This is a genomic window from Pseudomonas sp. CDFA 610, assembly GCF_021147865.1.
GTDB lineage: Bacteria > Pseudomonadota > Gammaproteobacteria > Pseudomonadales > Pseudomonadaceae > Aquipseudomonas > Aquipseudomonas alliivorans.
Map to the genome: position 1 here is coordinate 348597 of NZ_JAGTPM010000002.1, position 14351 is coordinate 362947.

The window sequence follows — 14351 nt, forward strand, 5'->3', positions numbered from 1 at the left end:
GCTAGAACAATTATTCAAAGTGTTGCCAAGTATCTTTTACACATAGTCTTTTATCAACAATTCGCCAACCTGCACAGCGTTGAGCGCTGCACCTTTGCGAACATTGTCCGAGGTTATCCACAGATCGAGTTGCTCCGGGTCGTCTATTCCCGTCCGCACACGCCCTACGTAAACCACATCCTGGCCGACCGCATCACCGACGGGTGTCGGGTAATCGCCGGCATCGACCAGTTCGATACCTTCAGCAGATTCAAGTGCCGCGTTCACCGCAGCAAGATCGATCGGCGCTGCGGCCTGAATCGATACAGTAAAGCTGTCGCCAAAGAAAACCGGCACCTGAATGCAATTGGCAGCCACTTTCAGAGAAGGCAGCGCCAGCAACTCACGCACTTCCGCGACCAGACGTCTTTCCAGCGCGAGGTGACCCGCTTCATCCGGCTTGCCGACCTGGGCCAGCACGTTGAACGCCATCTGCCGATCAAAGAACCGGGTTTCCAGAGGGCGGACGTTCAACAGCTCAGTGGTCTGGCGCGCCAGCTCGGTTACCCCTTCACGACCTTGTGTGGAGACCGCCAGACAGGCCGTTACCGCAACGTGACGCAGATCCAGCAGTGGGCGCAGTGGAGCCAATGCCAGAGCGACTGCAGTGGCCGAAGCGCTTGGGCTCGAAACCAGACGCGGCGCAGCAGTACCTGCCGCAAGCAGTTGGCCATTGATTTCGGGAACGACAGTGGGTGCCTGTGTGGCGGGAAACACGCCTGAAAGATCGATGACGGCGCATCCGGCAGCGACCGCTTTCTCGGCGTGGCTGCGACTGACCGCAGGACCGGCGGCAAAGAACGCCAGCCTGACCTTGGCGAAATCGAAGTCATCGACTTCGCGCACGCGCACGTTTTTGCCTCGGAAAGGCACTGAGTGCCCTGCCGATTCGATGCTGGCCAGCAGGTGCAGATCACCGACCGGAAAATCGCGCTCTTCCAGAATCTGGACGATGGTTTCGCCGACAGTACCGGTCGCGCCGACGACGGCGATATCAATGGACTGACTCATGCAAAAACCTCAGGAAAATCGGGGAGCGGCACTTTAACCGCCGAACTGCCGACAGGCAATTGAGCCTGTCGAATACCGGGACGTCTCAGGGCTCAAGGCCGATTCTGAAGAACACACCATGGCTCCATACGCCCATCCAGCGCTGACCCTCGACCTCTTCAACGACTGCCAGCTCAACCAACTGGTAAAACACATTGCGATGAATCAGTGCTTCAAGGTTGGTCCGCACGTGAATATAAGGTGCGGGCTCCTGGGTCAGGGGATCGATGACGACGCGCAAGGGATGATCGGCACTCGCCTCAACCTCATCCTCGACGTTGGTCACGAAGCGCAATACCTGGCTGGCACCCTCGCCGCTTACAGCAAGCGTGACCGCAACGAAGGGAGCGTCATCGACCTGGATGCCGACCCTTTCGACCGGCGTGACCAGAACATAATCGTCGCCATCACGGCGCAGGATGGTGGAGAACAGCCGCACCATCGGCTTGCGAGCGATGGGGGTGCCCTGATAGAACCAGGTGCCGTCCCTCGCGATACGCATATCGATGTCGCCGCAGAACGGCGGGTTCCATAAATGCACAGGCGGCAACCCTTTGGTTTTCGGGATCTGCGCAAACAGATCGCCCGCCTTGCCTGAATCGGTCATGCCTTACTCCTAACGCGCAATACCCAACAAGGTACGAGCGTAGTCCTCAAGAGGCGGACCTAGCAAATCTTCAGGACTTGTATCGTAAAGCGTCAGCAATCCGCCACGGCTGCGAATCCGTGCACTGTCTATCAGGTAGCGTGTGCTGGTTTCGATCAACATGAGCTGAATCACACCCGAGTCGACACCCAGGCGATCGACGGCTTCCTGATCGGACCACTGGTCGCCGTTACCGATACGGTCGTCAGCCTTGGCAAAACGGGTATAGAGCAGATAATGCGCACCTGCGCTGCGTGCCTCGATCATGGCTTCATCCAGGCCCAGCGGCGCAGGAGCGCGACGAACCATCGGGAAATACTCGACGAAGCCTTTGAACGCCTCTTCAGCTACGACATTGGGCCGTGGATAGGCTCTGCCGGGCGGCACGAAAGCGCCTTGGGCGATGTAAATGAACGAGTCGGGCTGCACGCGCCAGTTGGCGATACGGCGAGTCTCGCTGTGATCGAGCAGCCCCGCATCGCTGAACTGTTCTCGAACACCCTCACCCATGTCACTGACTTTCATGCAGCCGCCCAACGCCAAAAACGTCAGCAGCAAAACCAGGCTACGCATCATCCCCTCCAAGTGCCGGTGACGGAAAACCGGCGAATGGTCGTCGGATGCAGCTTCCGCGCCATATCCGCAAGGAGGTGTGAAGAGCCTTGAATGGCGGCACATGAAGTGCCGCCAGAGCGATCAGGAAACAGCCGGGTCCGGCTTCGTTTCAGGAGGGGTATCGCCATCCCGCTTGCGCTTGTTGCCCATGCGCACACCGATGTCCATCAGGAAGTGGAAGAAGCCTTCCTGGTCTTCCAGCACATTGCTCCAAAACGGCGAGTGATACAGCGCGACGGCACCATGCACCAGCGCCCAGGCGGCACAGTAGTGATAGTAAGGCGGGACGTCTTCAAGCTTGCCCTCGGTGATGCGGCCCTTGATCAGCAGCGTCAGGTGTTCGAAGTTGGAAGCGCGGATCTTGTGCAGTTCCTCGACCAGCTCAGGGACCTGATTGCCCTTGACCACCTTTTCCTCAAGACGGTCGAACAGGCGATAGCGCTGCGGGTCGCGCATACGGAACTCAAAATAGGCACGCGAAAGTGCCTCCTTGTCCTTGTCGACATCGGCGGAGTGCAACAGCTCATTCAAATCACGCTCGTAATCGAGCATCAGGCGCAGATAGATTTCCGCCTTGGATTTGAAATGCTTGTAGATCGTGCCTTTGCCGATGCCGACGGCGTCCGCGATCATCTCGACCGTGACGCTGTCTTCACCCTGCTCAAGGAACAGTTTTAGCGCGGTGTCGAGAATTTCCTGCTCACGGCGGCGAAACTCACGGACCTTACGAGGTTCTTTCTGCATGGGAAGGTCTGATTGGGATCGAAATCGAAGCCGCGTATTATGCCCAATTGCCGACAAATTGCACGGATCATCCGACCATATCGCCGTATATGAGCGAATCCATCCGATTGCAGGGCATCTGATCATCAGAGGCAGGAGCGTTTGGCTCCCCGCCCTGCGGGGGTTTGGTACTGACAGAGGAGGCTGAGTGACTTTTGAGTACCCAAGAATCGGTTTGGTATTCCAAAACTGTTTAAAAAATGAACAATCAGTACTGGACGAGCCGTAATACTGGTCAATAATTAAACCGTTGGCGCGTCATATCCCCCAAGTGACCCGCCAGTAAAGGCGCCAAAGGACAGCGTGCCTTTGTTTTACTCCTAATGGTCTTGGCCCGGCTTCACCCCCCAGAATCCGGGTTTTTTTTGCCTGCGATTTACCCTTTGACCGGGGCAGACGATTCAACGCGACAGGTGTGCCAGCGGAAACAGACGCGCGAAATTTTCGGTGGTCTGCTCGGCGAAACGCTCGTAGGGTTCGCCTCGCAACATCGCCAGAAACTCTGCCACTTCCCGCACATACTGCGGCAGGTTCGGCTTGCCCCGATACGGAATCGGCGCCAGATAGGGTGAGTCGGTCTCGACCAGCAGGCGGTCGGCAGGTACCTGACGCGCCACATCACGCAGAGCATCTGCGTTGCGGAACGTCACGATTCCGGACAGCGAAATATAGAAACCCAGGTCCAGCGCTGCCTTGGCCATGTCCCAGTCTTCGGTAAAGCAATGCAGCACACCCGCCTGGGGCAATGCGGCCTCGCGCAGCAGATCGAGTGTGTCGGCGCGTGCGCCTCGGGTATGCACGATGACCGGCTTGCCTGTGCTGGCAGCCGCCTGCAGATGCAGACGGAACGATGCCTGTTGCAACTCGGCCGCTTCCGGCTCGTAGTGATAATCCAGACCGGTTTCGCCAATCGCCACCACGCGGGGATGATCAAGCTCGCTCAGAAGCCAGTCCAGAGCAGGCGCCTCGCCCGGCTTGAGATCGAGCGGATGGATACCAACCGAGCAATCGACATCGTCATAGCGCTCGGCCAATGCCTTTACGGCACCGGCATTCTCGGCACTGACGCCGATACACAGGAAATGGCCCACCCCTCTGCCCCGGGCAGCCGCAAGGGCTGCATCGAGAGAACCCTCATGCTGGGTCAGGTCAAGGCGGTCGAGGTGACAATGGGAATCTACGAGCATGGGCAAAATGACAACTACATCGTATGAGTGGGACGGTCGGACTTCAGCGCACCGACCAGATAGGTTTCGATCAGGTTGCGAGCGGTGTTGTCGCCGTCATTGAACTGCACGCCGACACCGGCTGCGCGATTGCCCTGCGCGCCCTTTGGCGTGATCCAGGCGACGCGGCCAGTGACCGGAACCTTCTCCGCCTGATCCATCAGATTGAGCAGCATGAACACTTCATCGCCCAGCTTGTAGCTCTTGCCGGTCGGAATGAACAGACCGCCGTTCCTGATAAACGGCATGTAGGCGGCATAGAGAACGGCCTTGTCCTTGATGGTCAGGGACAGAATGCCGTTACGCGGCCCTGTATTGGACGGCAGGTTCATGACAATACCTCAACGGTTGATGAGCGCAGTCTACGCCTGTCCAGGCAGGCCTGCCCACTGGACCAGCAACGCTTCGAGCAACAGCACGCGATTGAGATTGGCCTTGGACATGACTTTCTGACGCTGCGCCAGCACCCAGTCCTGAATGTCGAGCACTTTGCCACGCGGCGATTTCTGCGCGAGATACTGCACCACCTTACGCATATCGCCCAACCCCAGACCCTCTTCATCCTGCGTCAGTTGATAGCGCAGAACCAGATGCGACCAGTCACAGAACCAATCGAACAGCAGCAACAAAGGAATGTCTTTCCAGCCTTCGGCCAGTTGCGTCGGCGATTGCTGCTGCTTGAGCAGTTTCTTGACGCCATCTACCACTTGGGCGCGCTGCTCGCGAACGCCTTGAGCCTGGAGCGTGACAGCCGCCAATGGCGAGCCGGCCGCCAGGGCCAACAGTTCCAGACGCTCCTGTTCGGAGCTGTCGGGCAGAGCGTTGCTCAACCATGCCAGGCTCGTCTGCTCGTCAGGCAAAGGACAGGCCTGCTGAACGCAGCGACTTTTGACTGTCGGCAACAAACGGCTGGGCTGGTGACTGACCAACAGCAGCACAGTGTTACCAGACGGCTCCTCAAGGCTTTTCAACAGGGCGTTGGCAGCATTTATGTTCATCGCCTCGACGGGTTCGATGAGCACAACCTTTCGGCCTCCCATCTGCGAGGTCTGAACGACGAAGCTGACCAGATCGCGCACCTGATCCACCTTGATCGGTTTATTGGCCTCTTCAGGTTCCAGCACATAATTGTCGGGATGGCTGCCGGCGGCCAGCAGCAGACAGGATTTGCAGGTTCCGCAGGCGTCCAGTCCGTCCAGCCTCAGACACAGCAGGCTGGCCATGAGTCGCTCGGCGAGCGCACGCTTGCCGATACCGGCAGGGCCATGCAGCAGATAGGCATGAGCATGCTGCGCGCGCCCCGCCATCTGCTGCCAAAGGGCCTGCTGCCATGGATAGGCTTCAGCCACGTTGCAACTCCAGCAGTTGCGGCAGCAGAGCATCCAGAGAGCGCTGCACCTCCGTCAGTGTCTGCGCGGCATCTACCAGTCGGTAACGCGAAGGCTCTGCGGCGGCACGCGCCAGGTACGTGCTGCGCACAGCATCAAAAAAGGCACGGCCTTCCTGTTCGAAGCGATCCAGACGACCCCGCGCTGCAGCACGCGACAGGCCGACTTCCACCGGCAGATCGAACACCAGCGTCAGATCCGGGCGCAGATCACCTTGAACGAACTGCTCCAATGCCGCGATACGCTCATGGGACAAGCCTCGTCCCCCGCCCTGATAGGCATAGGTCGCATCAGTGAATCGATCGCACAGAACCACCTCACCACGCGCCAGCGCCGGACGAATCACTTCGGCCAAATGTTGTGCCCGGGCAGCGAAGACCAACAGCAACTCGGTATCGGCGCACATGGGCTCGTCACTGGGCGCAAGCAACAGCTCACGGATACGCTCGGCCAGCGGCGTACCGCCGGGTTCGCGGGTCAACAGCACCTCGACGCCCTGAGCGCGAAGCTGCGCGGCCAGGTATTCACGGTTGGTACTTTTGCCGGCCCCTTCAGGGCCTTCGAGGGTGATGAACAGGCCGGTCACAGGCAATCCTTAATCATATTCATTGCGAGGCGTCCGGGACATCCCCGGATACAGGCTCGGAAACAGTCGAATCAGGTTCGGGTGAAGTGCTGGAGGCCGGTGCCGAAGCCGGTGCGGGGCTGGATCGATAATCCGCGCGCCGTTTGATCTGGTATTCACGCACAGCGGCGTTGTGAGCATCCAGATCATTGGAAAAAACATGGCTGCCGTCACCCTTGGCCACGAAGTACAGGCTGTCACCCGACACCGGGTTGAGGGCCGCATGAATGGCTTCGCGCCCTACCAGCGAAATGGGCGTTGGCGGCATCCCGGCAATCACGTAGGTATTGTAGGGCGTAGCCTGCTTGAGGTCGGCCCGGGTCAGCTTGCCGTTGTAGCGCTCGCCCATGCCATAGATCACGGTCGGATCGGTCTGCAACTGCATGCCCAGCTTCAGGCGGCGCACGAACACACCGGCAATCTGCCCGCGCTCCTGAGGCACACCGGTTTCCTTCTCGACCAGGGAAGCCATGATCAGCGCCTGATAGGGATCGGCATAGGGCACGTCGGCAGCGCGTGCCGCCCATTCCTCGTCCAGAACCTCTTCAAGACGGGCATAGGCCTGCTTGAGCACTTCGGCATCGGTCATGCCGCGCACATAACGGTAGGTATCCGGAAAGAATCGCCCTTCGGGAAATACGTCAGGATGGCCGATTTTCGCCATCAGTTCGGTATCACTGAGGCCTGCCAGCGTCTGATCAAGCTTGGCCTGTTTAGCCAAGGCCGCGCGGACCTGCCTGAAATTCCAGCCCTCGACCAGCGTCAGGCTGTATTGCACCACTTCCTTGCGCTTCCAGACGCCGAACAGGGCATCGACGTCCATCCCCGGCACCATGCGGTATTCACCACTGTGCAGCGCCTGACCGGACAGATTGAAGCGCCAGTACAGACGGAGCCAGAAGGCATCCTTGATTACGCCGTCGGCTTGCAGTCGATTGAGAACGCCGGTAGGCGTCGAGCCTGCGGGCACATCCAGCAATTGTTCCTGAGCGATCTCAAGAGGCTGGTGCAACGCCTGATACTGCTGCCAGAACGCGAAACCCAGCGCCAGACCTGCCAGAACGAGTGCGGTTTCCAGCAACACCAATATTTTTCGGATCACGTATCAGATATCCAGAAGGCTGCGAGCAATACCTTGCAGTTTACGGGTGAGCGGGCCAACCGGCCAGCCGAGGTGTTCAAAGGCGCAGACCGGCCAAATGCCATAGACGCTGTTGCACAGAAACACTTCGTCCGCATGCGCCAGATCGGATGCGCTCAAATCCCGGATATCGACATCGATACCCAGCATTGGTGCCTGATCCAGCAATTCGCCACGCATCACGCCGGCCACACCACACCGGGTCAGGTCAGCGGTCAACAGTCGCCCCTTCGAGACCAGAAACAGATTGCTATAAACGCCTTCGATCAGACGACCCGAGGTATCGCACACCAGCCCTTCGGCATGCTCGCTGTCCTGCCACTCCGAACGAGCCAGCACTTGTTCAAGACGATTCAGGTGCTTGAGACCTGCCAACAGCGGCTGTTCGGCCAGACGAGTCCGGCAGGGAAACAGGCGTACGCCCTGCTCGGCATGTGAGGCGGGATACAAGGGTGAAGGACCACCCTGCAGGATTCGACGGGAGCGAGAGTCCGGGGCGGGACCATACCCGCGCTGGCTGTCGCCACGGGTCAGGATCAGCTTCATGACGCCCTCGCCAAGCTGGGCGGCGAAGCGGGTCATCTCAGAACGTACCAGCGCCTGATCGATCGGTATCGACAGGCGCTGACAGGCTGTTTCGAGGCGCTGCAAATGGCGTTCGAACAGCAGCGGCTGCCCTGACTTCACGGCAACGGTTTCAAAAACTCCGTCGCCGTAGGCCAGCCCCCTGTCCTTGAGGGACACGGAGTCGGCCAGGCAGCCGTCGATCCAGTTGAGCATTACTCGGCAAACCGGCGGAACACCAGCGAGCCATTGGTGCCGCCAAACCCGAAGGAGTTCGACAGAACGACGTCGATCGGCATGCGACGTGCTTCATGAGGCACGAAGTCCAGATCACACCCTTCGCTCGGCTCGTCCAGGTTGATGGTCGGCGGCGCGACCTGATCAACCAGTGCCAGTACGCTGAAGATGGCTTCGACAGCACCGGCAGCACCCAGAAGGTGGCCTGTCATGGACTTGGTGGAGCTGACCGCGAGCTTGTAGGCATGGTCGCCGAACACACTCTTGATTGCCGAGGCTTCTGCCAGATCACCGGCAGGCGTCGAGGTGCCATGAGCGTTGATGTACTGCACCTGCTCGGGATTGACCTTGGCGTCGCGCAAGGCATTGACCACGCAACGTGCAGCACCGGCGCCGTCGTCCGGCGGCGAAGTCATGTGGAACGCGTCACCGCTCATGCCGAAACCGACCAGCTCGGCATAGATAGTCGCGCCACGTGCCTTGGCGTGCTCGAGTTCTTCGAGAACCATCGCACCGGCACCGTCGGACAGGACGAAGCCATCACGACCCTTGTCCCACGGACGACTGGCGCGGGCCGGATCGTCATTGCGGGTCGACAGCGCACGCGCCGCACCGAAGCCGCCCAGCCCGAGACCGCAGGCCGCCATTTCGGCGCCCCCGGCAATCATGACGTCAGCTTCGTCGTAGGCAATGTTGCGTGCGGCCATGCCAATGCAGTGGGTCGCCGTGGTACAGGCGGTTGCGATGGCATAATTGGGTCCCTGCGCACCCAGGTGGATGGACAGAAAACCGGAAATCATATTGATAATCGAGCCCGGCACGAAGAACGGAGAGATCCGCCCCGGCCCCTGATCGTGCAGCAGACGACTGCTGTTCTCGATGTTGGTCAGACCACCTATCCCCGAACCCATGGCAACGCCGATGCGCTCGCGATTTGCGTCGGTGACTTCAAGACCCGCATTGCGCACAGCCTGAAAGCTGGCCGCAAGTCCGTATTGAATGAAGAGATCGAGCCGGCGCGCCTCTTTGGGGGCCAGGTATTCTTCCACGTTGAATCCCTTGACCGAACCGCCGAAACGGGTGGTGAAGGCAGACAGATCCGTGTGCTCGATAAGGCCAATGCCACTGCGGCCCGCCAGAATGCCTTGCCAACTGCTGGGCACATCATTGCCCAGTGGCGTAAGCATGCCCATCCCGGTGACCACGACGCGTCTACGCGACACAGGACTCTCCTTCTCTCTCGTTAACGGAACATCACATCGTTTTTTAAAGAAAAAACCGCACGCCGTTTAAAGCAGTGCGGTTTTCCCGTGACAGCAAGCAGCGATTACAAATCTTAAGCCTGGTGGCTGTTGACGTAATCGATAGCAGCTTGAACGGTAGTGATCTTTTCCGCTTCTTCGTCAGGGATTTCGGTCTCGAATTCCTCTTCCAGAGCCATTACCAGCTCAACGGTGTCCAGGGAGTCAGCGCCCAGGTCTTCAACGAAAGAAGCAGTGTTGACAACCTCTTCTTCCTTGACGCCAAGTTGCTCGGCAACGATTTTCTTGACGCGCTCTTCGATGGTGCTCATACCTAGTTTTAACTCCTAGTGGAAATATTCAGGCATCTGGCCAGAGGGTAAGTGTATAGAAGAGGTTTTACGTTTTTCAAGCGTAACGCTCTCCGCCTTTGCCCCATCGCCCTTCTGCCCATTTATAGATTGCAGCTTTATAACGGATTTTAGACAGATCTTATGACATTTTTTTGAAACAGATCGTCACATTCAGCTCATGTACATGCCGCCGTTGACCGGGATTGTCGCCCCGGTCACGTACCCTGCGCCCTCGGAGGCGAGGAAAGACACCACATTGGCGATTTCCTGCGCCTGCCCCAGACGGCCCAGAGGAATCTGGGTCAGCAGCGCTTCACGCTGTGCTTCAGGCAGCTCACGCGTCATATCGGTATCAATGAAACCTGGTGCCACCGAGTTCACGGTCACTGCACGCGAACCCACTTCACGGGCAAGAGCACGGCTGAAACCTTCCAGCCCTGCTTTCGCGGAAGCATAGTTTACTTGACCGGCGTTGCCCATGGCACCCACTACAGAGCCGATGCTGATGATACGGCCCCAGCGAGCCTTGGTCATACCGCGCAATACACCCTTCGAAAGCCGGAACAGGCTGTTCAGGTTGGTATTGACCACGTCGTACCATTCGTCATCTTTCATGCGCATCATCAGGTTGTCACGTGTGATGCCGGCGTTATTGACCAGGATCAGCGGTGCGCCAACGCGCTCCTGAATGGTCGACAGCACGGAGTCGACGGATTCGGCACTGCACACGTCCAGCATCAGACCGAAACCGTCGATGCCGGCCTCCTTGAATGCCGCGCTGATACGCTCGGCACCGGACTCGGACGTCGCGGTACCCACGACCACAGCGCCATTGCGGCCCAATTCCAGGGCGATGGCTTGACCAATACCACGACTGGCACCAGTCACCAGTGCAACTTTACCTTGCAGGCTCATGCAGTCTTCTCCTAATCAGACCAGTGCCGCACGCGCGGCGGCAAAGGCGTCTGGGGTGTCCAGGTTGTAAGTAATCACGCCCTCGGCGCAACGCTTGTTCAGACCGGCAAGCACCTTGCCCGGCCCGCATTCCACCAGTTGGGTAGCACCACGGCTCGCCAGACACTGGATGGATTCCACCCAGCGCACAGGTTTGTACAACTGCTCGAGCAGGTCGCGCTTGAGCGTTGCCAGATCACTGACCGCACTGGCGCTGACGTTCTGCACCAGAGCGATTTCCGGCGCCTGCCATTCGATCGCCTCAACGGATTCGGCGAAGCGCTCGGCAGCCGGACGCATCAGTTCACAATGCGAAGGAACGCTGACCGGCAACGGCAGGGCACGCTTGGCGCCCCGTGCCTTGCACAGCTCCATTGCACGCTTGACGGCCTCGGCAGAACCGGCGATGACCACCTGCCCCGGGGAGTTGAAGTTCACCGCACTGACCACGTCGCCCTGGGCCGCTTCGGCACAGGCAGCGATGACATCAGCGTCGTCCAGTCCCAGGATCGCAGCCATGCCGCCCTGACCGGCCGGAACGGCTTCCTGCATCAACTGACCACGGCGCTCGACAAGCCTGACCGCGTCTTCCAGGCTCAGGCTCTGCGCAGCCACCAGGGCGCTGTATTCACCCAGGCTGTGGCCTGCGACAAATGCGGGAACAGCCCCACCTTCAGCCAGCCAGACATGCCACAGCGCGACCGATGCAGTCAGGATGGCAGGCTGGGTCTTGTCAGTCTGGTTGAGCAATTCAGCAGGACCGCTCTGGGTCAACGCCCACAGGTCATAGCCCAGCGCTTCGGACGCCTGTTCAAAAGTATCGAGGATCAACGGATGCTGCGCAGCCTGCTCGGCGAGCATGCCCAGCGATTGCGATCCTTGACCCGGAAATACGAATGCGAGGGATGCAGACATTTAACAAGCCTCTGAAGTGTTGTAGCTGAAATAGGCATTCGGCCGAACCGAACACGTGTATTCAAACATGGGTGTTCAAATTTACACGACTGCCGGTTTGGATGACCGAGCAGTCGGATGCGTCACATTTTCACGACTGACCGTTCTGCAGCATCGCTTCGAGCCGTCCGCGAAGGCGCTCCGGCTGGTTCTCCCGAGTCTCGATCAACGCGCGCTGAATCGCACTCTGGAAGCCTTGAGCGCTTGCCGAGCCGTGACTTTTCACGACGATACCCTGCAAGCCCAGCAGACTGGCACCATTATGGCGAGCCGGTGCCAGATCAGCCTGCAGTCGCTTCAACATCGGCAACGCCAGACCGCCTACCGCACGCGTCAACAGATTGCGGTTGAACAGCATCTCGATCCGACCCGCGATCATTGCCGCGAGGCCTTCGCTGGACTTGAGCAGGACATTACCGACAAAACCGTCGCACACCACCACATCAGCCTCGCCCCGGTACAAACCATCACCTTCGACATGACCGATGTAGTTGAGACCCGGCGCCGCCTGCAGCAGACCTGCCGCCAGTTTGACCTGCTGATTACCCTTGATCTCTTCGGTGCCGACGTTCAGCAGCGCCACTTTCGGGCTTTCGACACCCAGCGTTTCGGCCATCACAGACCCCATGACCGCGAACTGATACAGCGCCTCGGCACTGCAATCGACGTTGGCACCCAGATCCAGCAATTGACAATAGCCTGTGCGTGTCGGGATGGCAGCAATCATCGCGGGGCGGTCAATCCCCGGCAATGTCTTGAGCACGAACCGCGACAACGCCATCAGCGCTCCTGTATTGCCCGCACTGACGCAGGCCTGGGCCTTGCCACTGGCGACCAGCTCAAGCGCAACACGCATCGACGAGTCAGGCTTGCCACGCAGCGCCTGTGACGGACGCTCATCCATCGCAACGACTTCGCTGGCATTGACGATCTGCAGGCGCGAGTGATCCACACCGGAATGGCGGGCGATCTGTTCTTCAATAAGGAATGTTTGACCGACAAGGGCCAGATGAAGCGAGGGCGTAGCGGTCAGGCACGCAAGGCTTGCCTGAACAATGTTGCGGGGACCGAAGTCCCCGCCCATTGCGTCGATCGCAATGATCGGAGCGGACAAGAAATTACTCGTCAGCGCCCTTGTCGATCACTTTACGACCACGGTATACGCCTTCTGGCGATACGTGGTGACGCAGGTGAACTTCACCAGTGGTCTTTTCTACCGACAGAGTGCTTGCCTCAAGAGCGTCGTGCGAACGACGCATGTCACGGGCAGAGCGGGATTTTTTGTTCTGCTGAACAGCCATAATTGATTAACTCCTAAACGTTTGGGTCACGCTTTAACTGCGCCAATACACTGAACGGGTTGGACCGTGTCACCTCGTCCACGCTCGGTTCGGGCTCATCGAGACCCGCCGGTTGCTGGCATTCTTCCGGATGATGAGCAGGCACGATGGGCAAGGCGAGCAAAAGCTCCTCCTCGATCAGTGCCAGCAGATCCAAAGGATCTTCGCCCAGTTCCAGCACGTCATAACCTTTCGGTAACGACTGGGTATTCGCACCCTCCTTCACCACGGCATAACTGCACTCGCTGTGGATCGGCAGGGTGACCAGCTCAAGACAACGCTGGCAAACCATCTTGACCGAGACGTCTATCGCACTGTGGATAACCACTGAGCGGCGTTCGTCACGCTCGAAAATGAATTTGGCCTGCACCGTACCGACATTGTCGGCAAGCGGGTCGCAGAGTCTCTCCAAATCGGCCAGCAGCACTTCACCCTGAAGGGTAGTGCCGCGATCAGCCAATTTGCGCGGGTCAACGTGAGGTGGAATCGGGTCATTCAACATAGGCGCAGCATTCTAGGGATGCCCCCTTGCCATGTCAAAGGAAATTCAGGTCTGTTCGCATCTCTGGTGGATCATTAGAATCCGCGCTCAGTTCAAGGAGAATCGCATGCCTTCCCTGCTTCTAGCTTCCAGCTCGATCTACCGCCGCGAACTGCTCGCCCGACTGCGCCTGCCGTTCACCTGCAAATCGCCCGATGTCGACGAAAGCAGACGCCCCGGCGAGCCCGCCCTTCAGCTTGTGCTGCGCCTTGCTCAGAAAAAGGCGCAGGCGCTGGCCAGCGAACACCCCGACCACCTGATCATAGGCTCGGACCAGGTGGCCGTGCTCGGCGACAGGATACTTGGCAAGCCCCACACGTTCGAGGGTGCACTGGAACAACTATCGGCTGCCAGCGGCAAGCGCGTGACCTTCCTGACTGGCCTGGCCCTGCTCAACAGCCGGACCGGCGTCTGCCAGATGGACTGCGTTCCTTTTACAGTGCACATGCGCGACCTCGACACAGCCAGCATCGAGCGCTACCTGCACGCAGAGCAGCCGTTCGATTGCGCAGGCAGCTTCAAGGCCGAAGGTCTGGGCGTGAGCCTGTTCCGCAGTACCGAAGGCACTGACGCCACCAGCCTGATCGGTCTGCCGCTGATTCGCCTGGTGGACATGCTAATAAAGGAAGGAATTTCCATACCCTGACCCACCAT

Annotated in this window: 18 protein-coding genes; 1 reads left to right on the top strand and 17 read right to left on the bottom strand. The window is 59.1% G+C overall.

The window, feature by feature from the left end:
- Positions 1-36 precede the first annotated feature (36 nt).
- The 17 genes from KDX39_RS04565 to KDX39_RS04645 all read right to left on the bottom strand — a co-directional run bounded on the left by KDX39_RS04565 (position 37) and on the right by KDX39_RS04645 (position 13658).
- Entirely contained in the window at positions 37-1050 is a 1014-nt protein-coding gene (locus KDX39_RS04565) for an aspartate-semialdehyde dehydrogenase (RefSeq protein ID WP_231659536.1), read from the bottom strand.
- Between the two features lie 85 nt (positions 1051-1135).
- Positions 1136-1696 carry a DUF1285 domain-containing protein gene (locus KDX39_RS04570; protein WP_231659537.1) on the bottom strand — a complete coding sequence of 187 codons (561 nt, stop codon included), beginning with the start codon at positions 1694-1696 and terminating at the stop codon, positions 1136-1138.
- Between the two features lie 9 nt (positions 1697-1705).
- Positions 1706-2308: a DUF4823 domain-containing protein gene (locus KDX39_RS04575; protein WP_004884561.1), complete on the bottom strand. Its 603-nt coding sequence runs from the start codon at positions 2306-2308 to the stop codon at positions 1706-1708.
- A gap of 123 nt (positions 2309-2431) precedes the next feature.
- The gene (locus KDX39_RS04580) at positions 2432-3094 is read right to left on the bottom strand and encodes a TetR/AcrR family transcriptional regulator (RefSeq protein WP_004884565.1); all 663 of its coding nucleotides are present in this window, start codon (positions 3092-3094) and stop codon (positions 2432-2434) included.
- 440 nt (positions 3095-3534) lie between these two features.
- Positions 3535-4320, bottom strand: a complete 786-nt coding sequence (locus KDX39_RS04585; RefSeq protein ID WP_231659538.1) for a TatD family hydrolase — start codon at positions 4318-4320, stop codon at positions 3535-3537.
- Between the two features lie 14 nt (positions 4321-4334).
- Positions 4335-4691 carry a PilZ domain-containing protein gene (locus tag KDX39_RS04590; protein ID WP_231659539.1) on the bottom strand — a complete coding sequence of 119 codons (357 nt, stop codon included), beginning with the start codon at positions 4689-4691 and terminating at the stop codon, positions 4335-4337.
- A 30-nt stretch (positions 4692-4721) separates the two neighbouring features.
- Positions 4722-5708, bottom strand: coding sequence for a DNA polymerase III subunit delta' (locus KDX39_RS04595; protein ID WP_231659540.1), 987 nt, complete (start codon positions 5706-5708; stop codon positions 4722-4724).
- Positions 5701-6333 (bottom strand): dTMP kinase, encoded by a 633-nt coding sequence (tmk, locus tag KDX39_RS04600; protein ID WP_184319231.1) that lies wholly within the window; start codon positions 6331-6333, stop codon positions 5701-5703. The genes KDX39_RS04595 and tmk overlap by 8 nt, the downstream gene beginning before the upstream one ends.
- Before the next feature lie 19 nt (positions 6334-6352).
- A complete protein-coding gene (mltG, locus tag KDX39_RS04605) occupies positions 6353-7474 on the bottom strand; it encodes an endolytic transglycosylase MltG (RefSeq protein WP_231659541.1) in 1122 nt (373 codons plus the stop codon).
- Between the two features lie 3 nt (positions 7475-7477).
- Complete coding sequence (pabC, locus tag KDX39_RS04610; protein ID WP_231659542.1) at positions 7478-8293, bottom strand: aminodeoxychorismate lyase; 816 nt, start codon at positions 8291-8293, stop codon at positions 7478-7480.
- Entirely contained in the window at positions 8293-9537 is a 1245-nt protein-coding gene (fabF, locus tag KDX39_RS04615; protein WP_099230010.1) for a beta-ketoacyl-ACP synthase II, read from the bottom strand. The genes pabC and fabF overlap by 1 nt, the downstream gene beginning before the upstream one ends.
- A gap of 113 nt (positions 9538-9650) precedes the next feature.
- Positions 9651-9887, bottom strand: a complete 237-nt coding sequence (gene acpP / locus KDX39_RS04620) for an acyl carrier protein (protein WP_004884578.1) — start codon at positions 9885-9887, stop codon at positions 9651-9653.
- A 192-nt stretch (positions 9888-10079) separates the two neighbouring features.
- Positions 10080-10823, bottom strand: a complete 744-nt coding sequence (gene fabG, locus KDX39_RS04625) for a 3-oxoacyl-ACP reductase FabG (protein ID WP_231659543.1) — start codon at positions 10821-10823, stop codon at positions 10080-10082.
- A 15-nt stretch (positions 10824-10838) separates the two neighbouring features.
- Positions 10839-11777: an ACP S-malonyltransferase gene (fabD, locus tag KDX39_RS04630; RefSeq protein ID WP_099230006.1), complete on the bottom strand. Its 939-nt coding sequence runs from the start codon at positions 11775-11777 to the stop codon at positions 10839-10841.
- Between the two features lie 130 nt (positions 11778-11907).
- Positions 11908-12930: a phosphate acyltransferase PlsX gene (plsX, locus tag KDX39_RS04635; protein ID WP_231659544.1), complete on the bottom strand. Its 1023-nt coding sequence runs from the start codon at positions 12928-12930 to the stop codon at positions 11908-11910.
- Between the two features lie 4 nt (positions 12931-12934).
- Entirely contained in the window at positions 12935-13117 is a 183-nt protein-coding gene (gene rpmF, locus KDX39_RS04640) for a 50S ribosomal protein L32 (protein WP_003179396.1), read from the bottom strand.
- 13 nt (positions 13118-13130) lie between these two features.
- Positions 13131-13658: a YceD family protein gene (locus KDX39_RS04645; RefSeq protein ID WP_004884585.1), complete on the bottom strand. Its 528-nt coding sequence runs from the start codon at positions 13656-13658 to the stop codon at positions 13131-13133.
- 106 nt (positions 13659-13764) lie between these two features.
- On the opposite strand from KDX39_RS04645, the gene KDX39_RS04650 reads away from it, so the two are divergent.
- Complete coding sequence (locus KDX39_RS04650) at positions 13765-14343, top strand: Maf family protein (RefSeq protein ID WP_231659545.1); 579 nt, start codon at positions 13765-13767, stop codon at positions 14341-14343.
- The last annotated feature ends 8 nt before the right edge of the window (positions 14344-14351 follow it).

Excerpts from the sequence above, each read along its gene's own strand:
- KDX39_RS04565 (WP_231659536.1), bottom strand. The coding sequence starts at position 1,050 with ATGAGTCAGTCCATTGATATCGCCGTCGTCGGCGCGACCGGTACTGTC.
- KDX39_RS04570 (WP_231659537.1), bottom strand. The coding sequence starts at position 1,696 with ATGACCGATTCAGGCAAGGCGGGCGATCTGTTTGCGCAGATCCCGAAA.
- KDX39_RS04575 (WP_004884561.1), bottom strand. The coding sequence starts at position 2,308 with ATGCGTAGCCTGGTTTTGCTGCTGACGTTTTTGGCGTTGGGCGGCTGC.
- KDX39_RS04580 (WP_004884565.1), bottom strand. The coding sequence starts at position 3,094 with ATGCAGAAAGAACCTCGTAAGGTCCGTGAGTTTCGCCGCCGTGAGCAG.
- KDX39_RS04585 (WP_231659538.1), bottom strand. The coding sequence starts at position 4,320 with ATGCTCGTAGATTCCCATTGTCACCTCGACCGCCTTGACCTGACCCAG.
- KDX39_RS04590 (WP_231659539.1), bottom strand. The coding sequence starts at position 4,691 with ATGAACCTGCCGTCCAATACAGGGCCGCGTAACGGCATTCTGTCCCTG.
- pabC (WP_231659542.1), bottom strand. The coding sequence starts at position 8,293 with ATGCTCAACTGGATCGACGGCTGCCTGGCCGACTCCGTGTCCCTCAAG.
- acpP (WP_004884578.1), bottom strand. The coding sequence starts at position 9,887 with ATGAGCACCATCGAAGAGCGCGTCAAGAAAATCGTTGCCGAGCAACTT.
- fabG (WP_231659543.1), bottom strand. The coding sequence starts at position 10,823 with ATGAGCCTGCAAGGTAAAGTTGCACTGGTGACTGGTGCCAGTCGTGGT.
- fabD (WP_099230006.1), bottom strand. The coding sequence starts at position 11,777 with ATGTCTGCATCCCTCGCATTCGTATTTCCGGGTCAAGGATCGCAATCG.
- rpmF (WP_003179396.1), bottom strand. The coding sequence starts at position 13,117 with ATGGCTGTTCAGCAGAACAAAAAATCCCGCTCTGCCCGTGACATGCGT.
- KDX39_RS04645 (WP_004884585.1), bottom strand. The coding sequence starts at position 13,658 with ATGTTGAATGACCCGATTCCACCTCACGTTGACCCGCGCAAATTGGCT.
- KDX39_RS04650 (WP_231659545.1), top strand. The coding sequence starts at position 13,765 with ATGCCTTCCCTGCTTCTAGCTTCCAGCTCGATCTACCGCCGCGAACTG.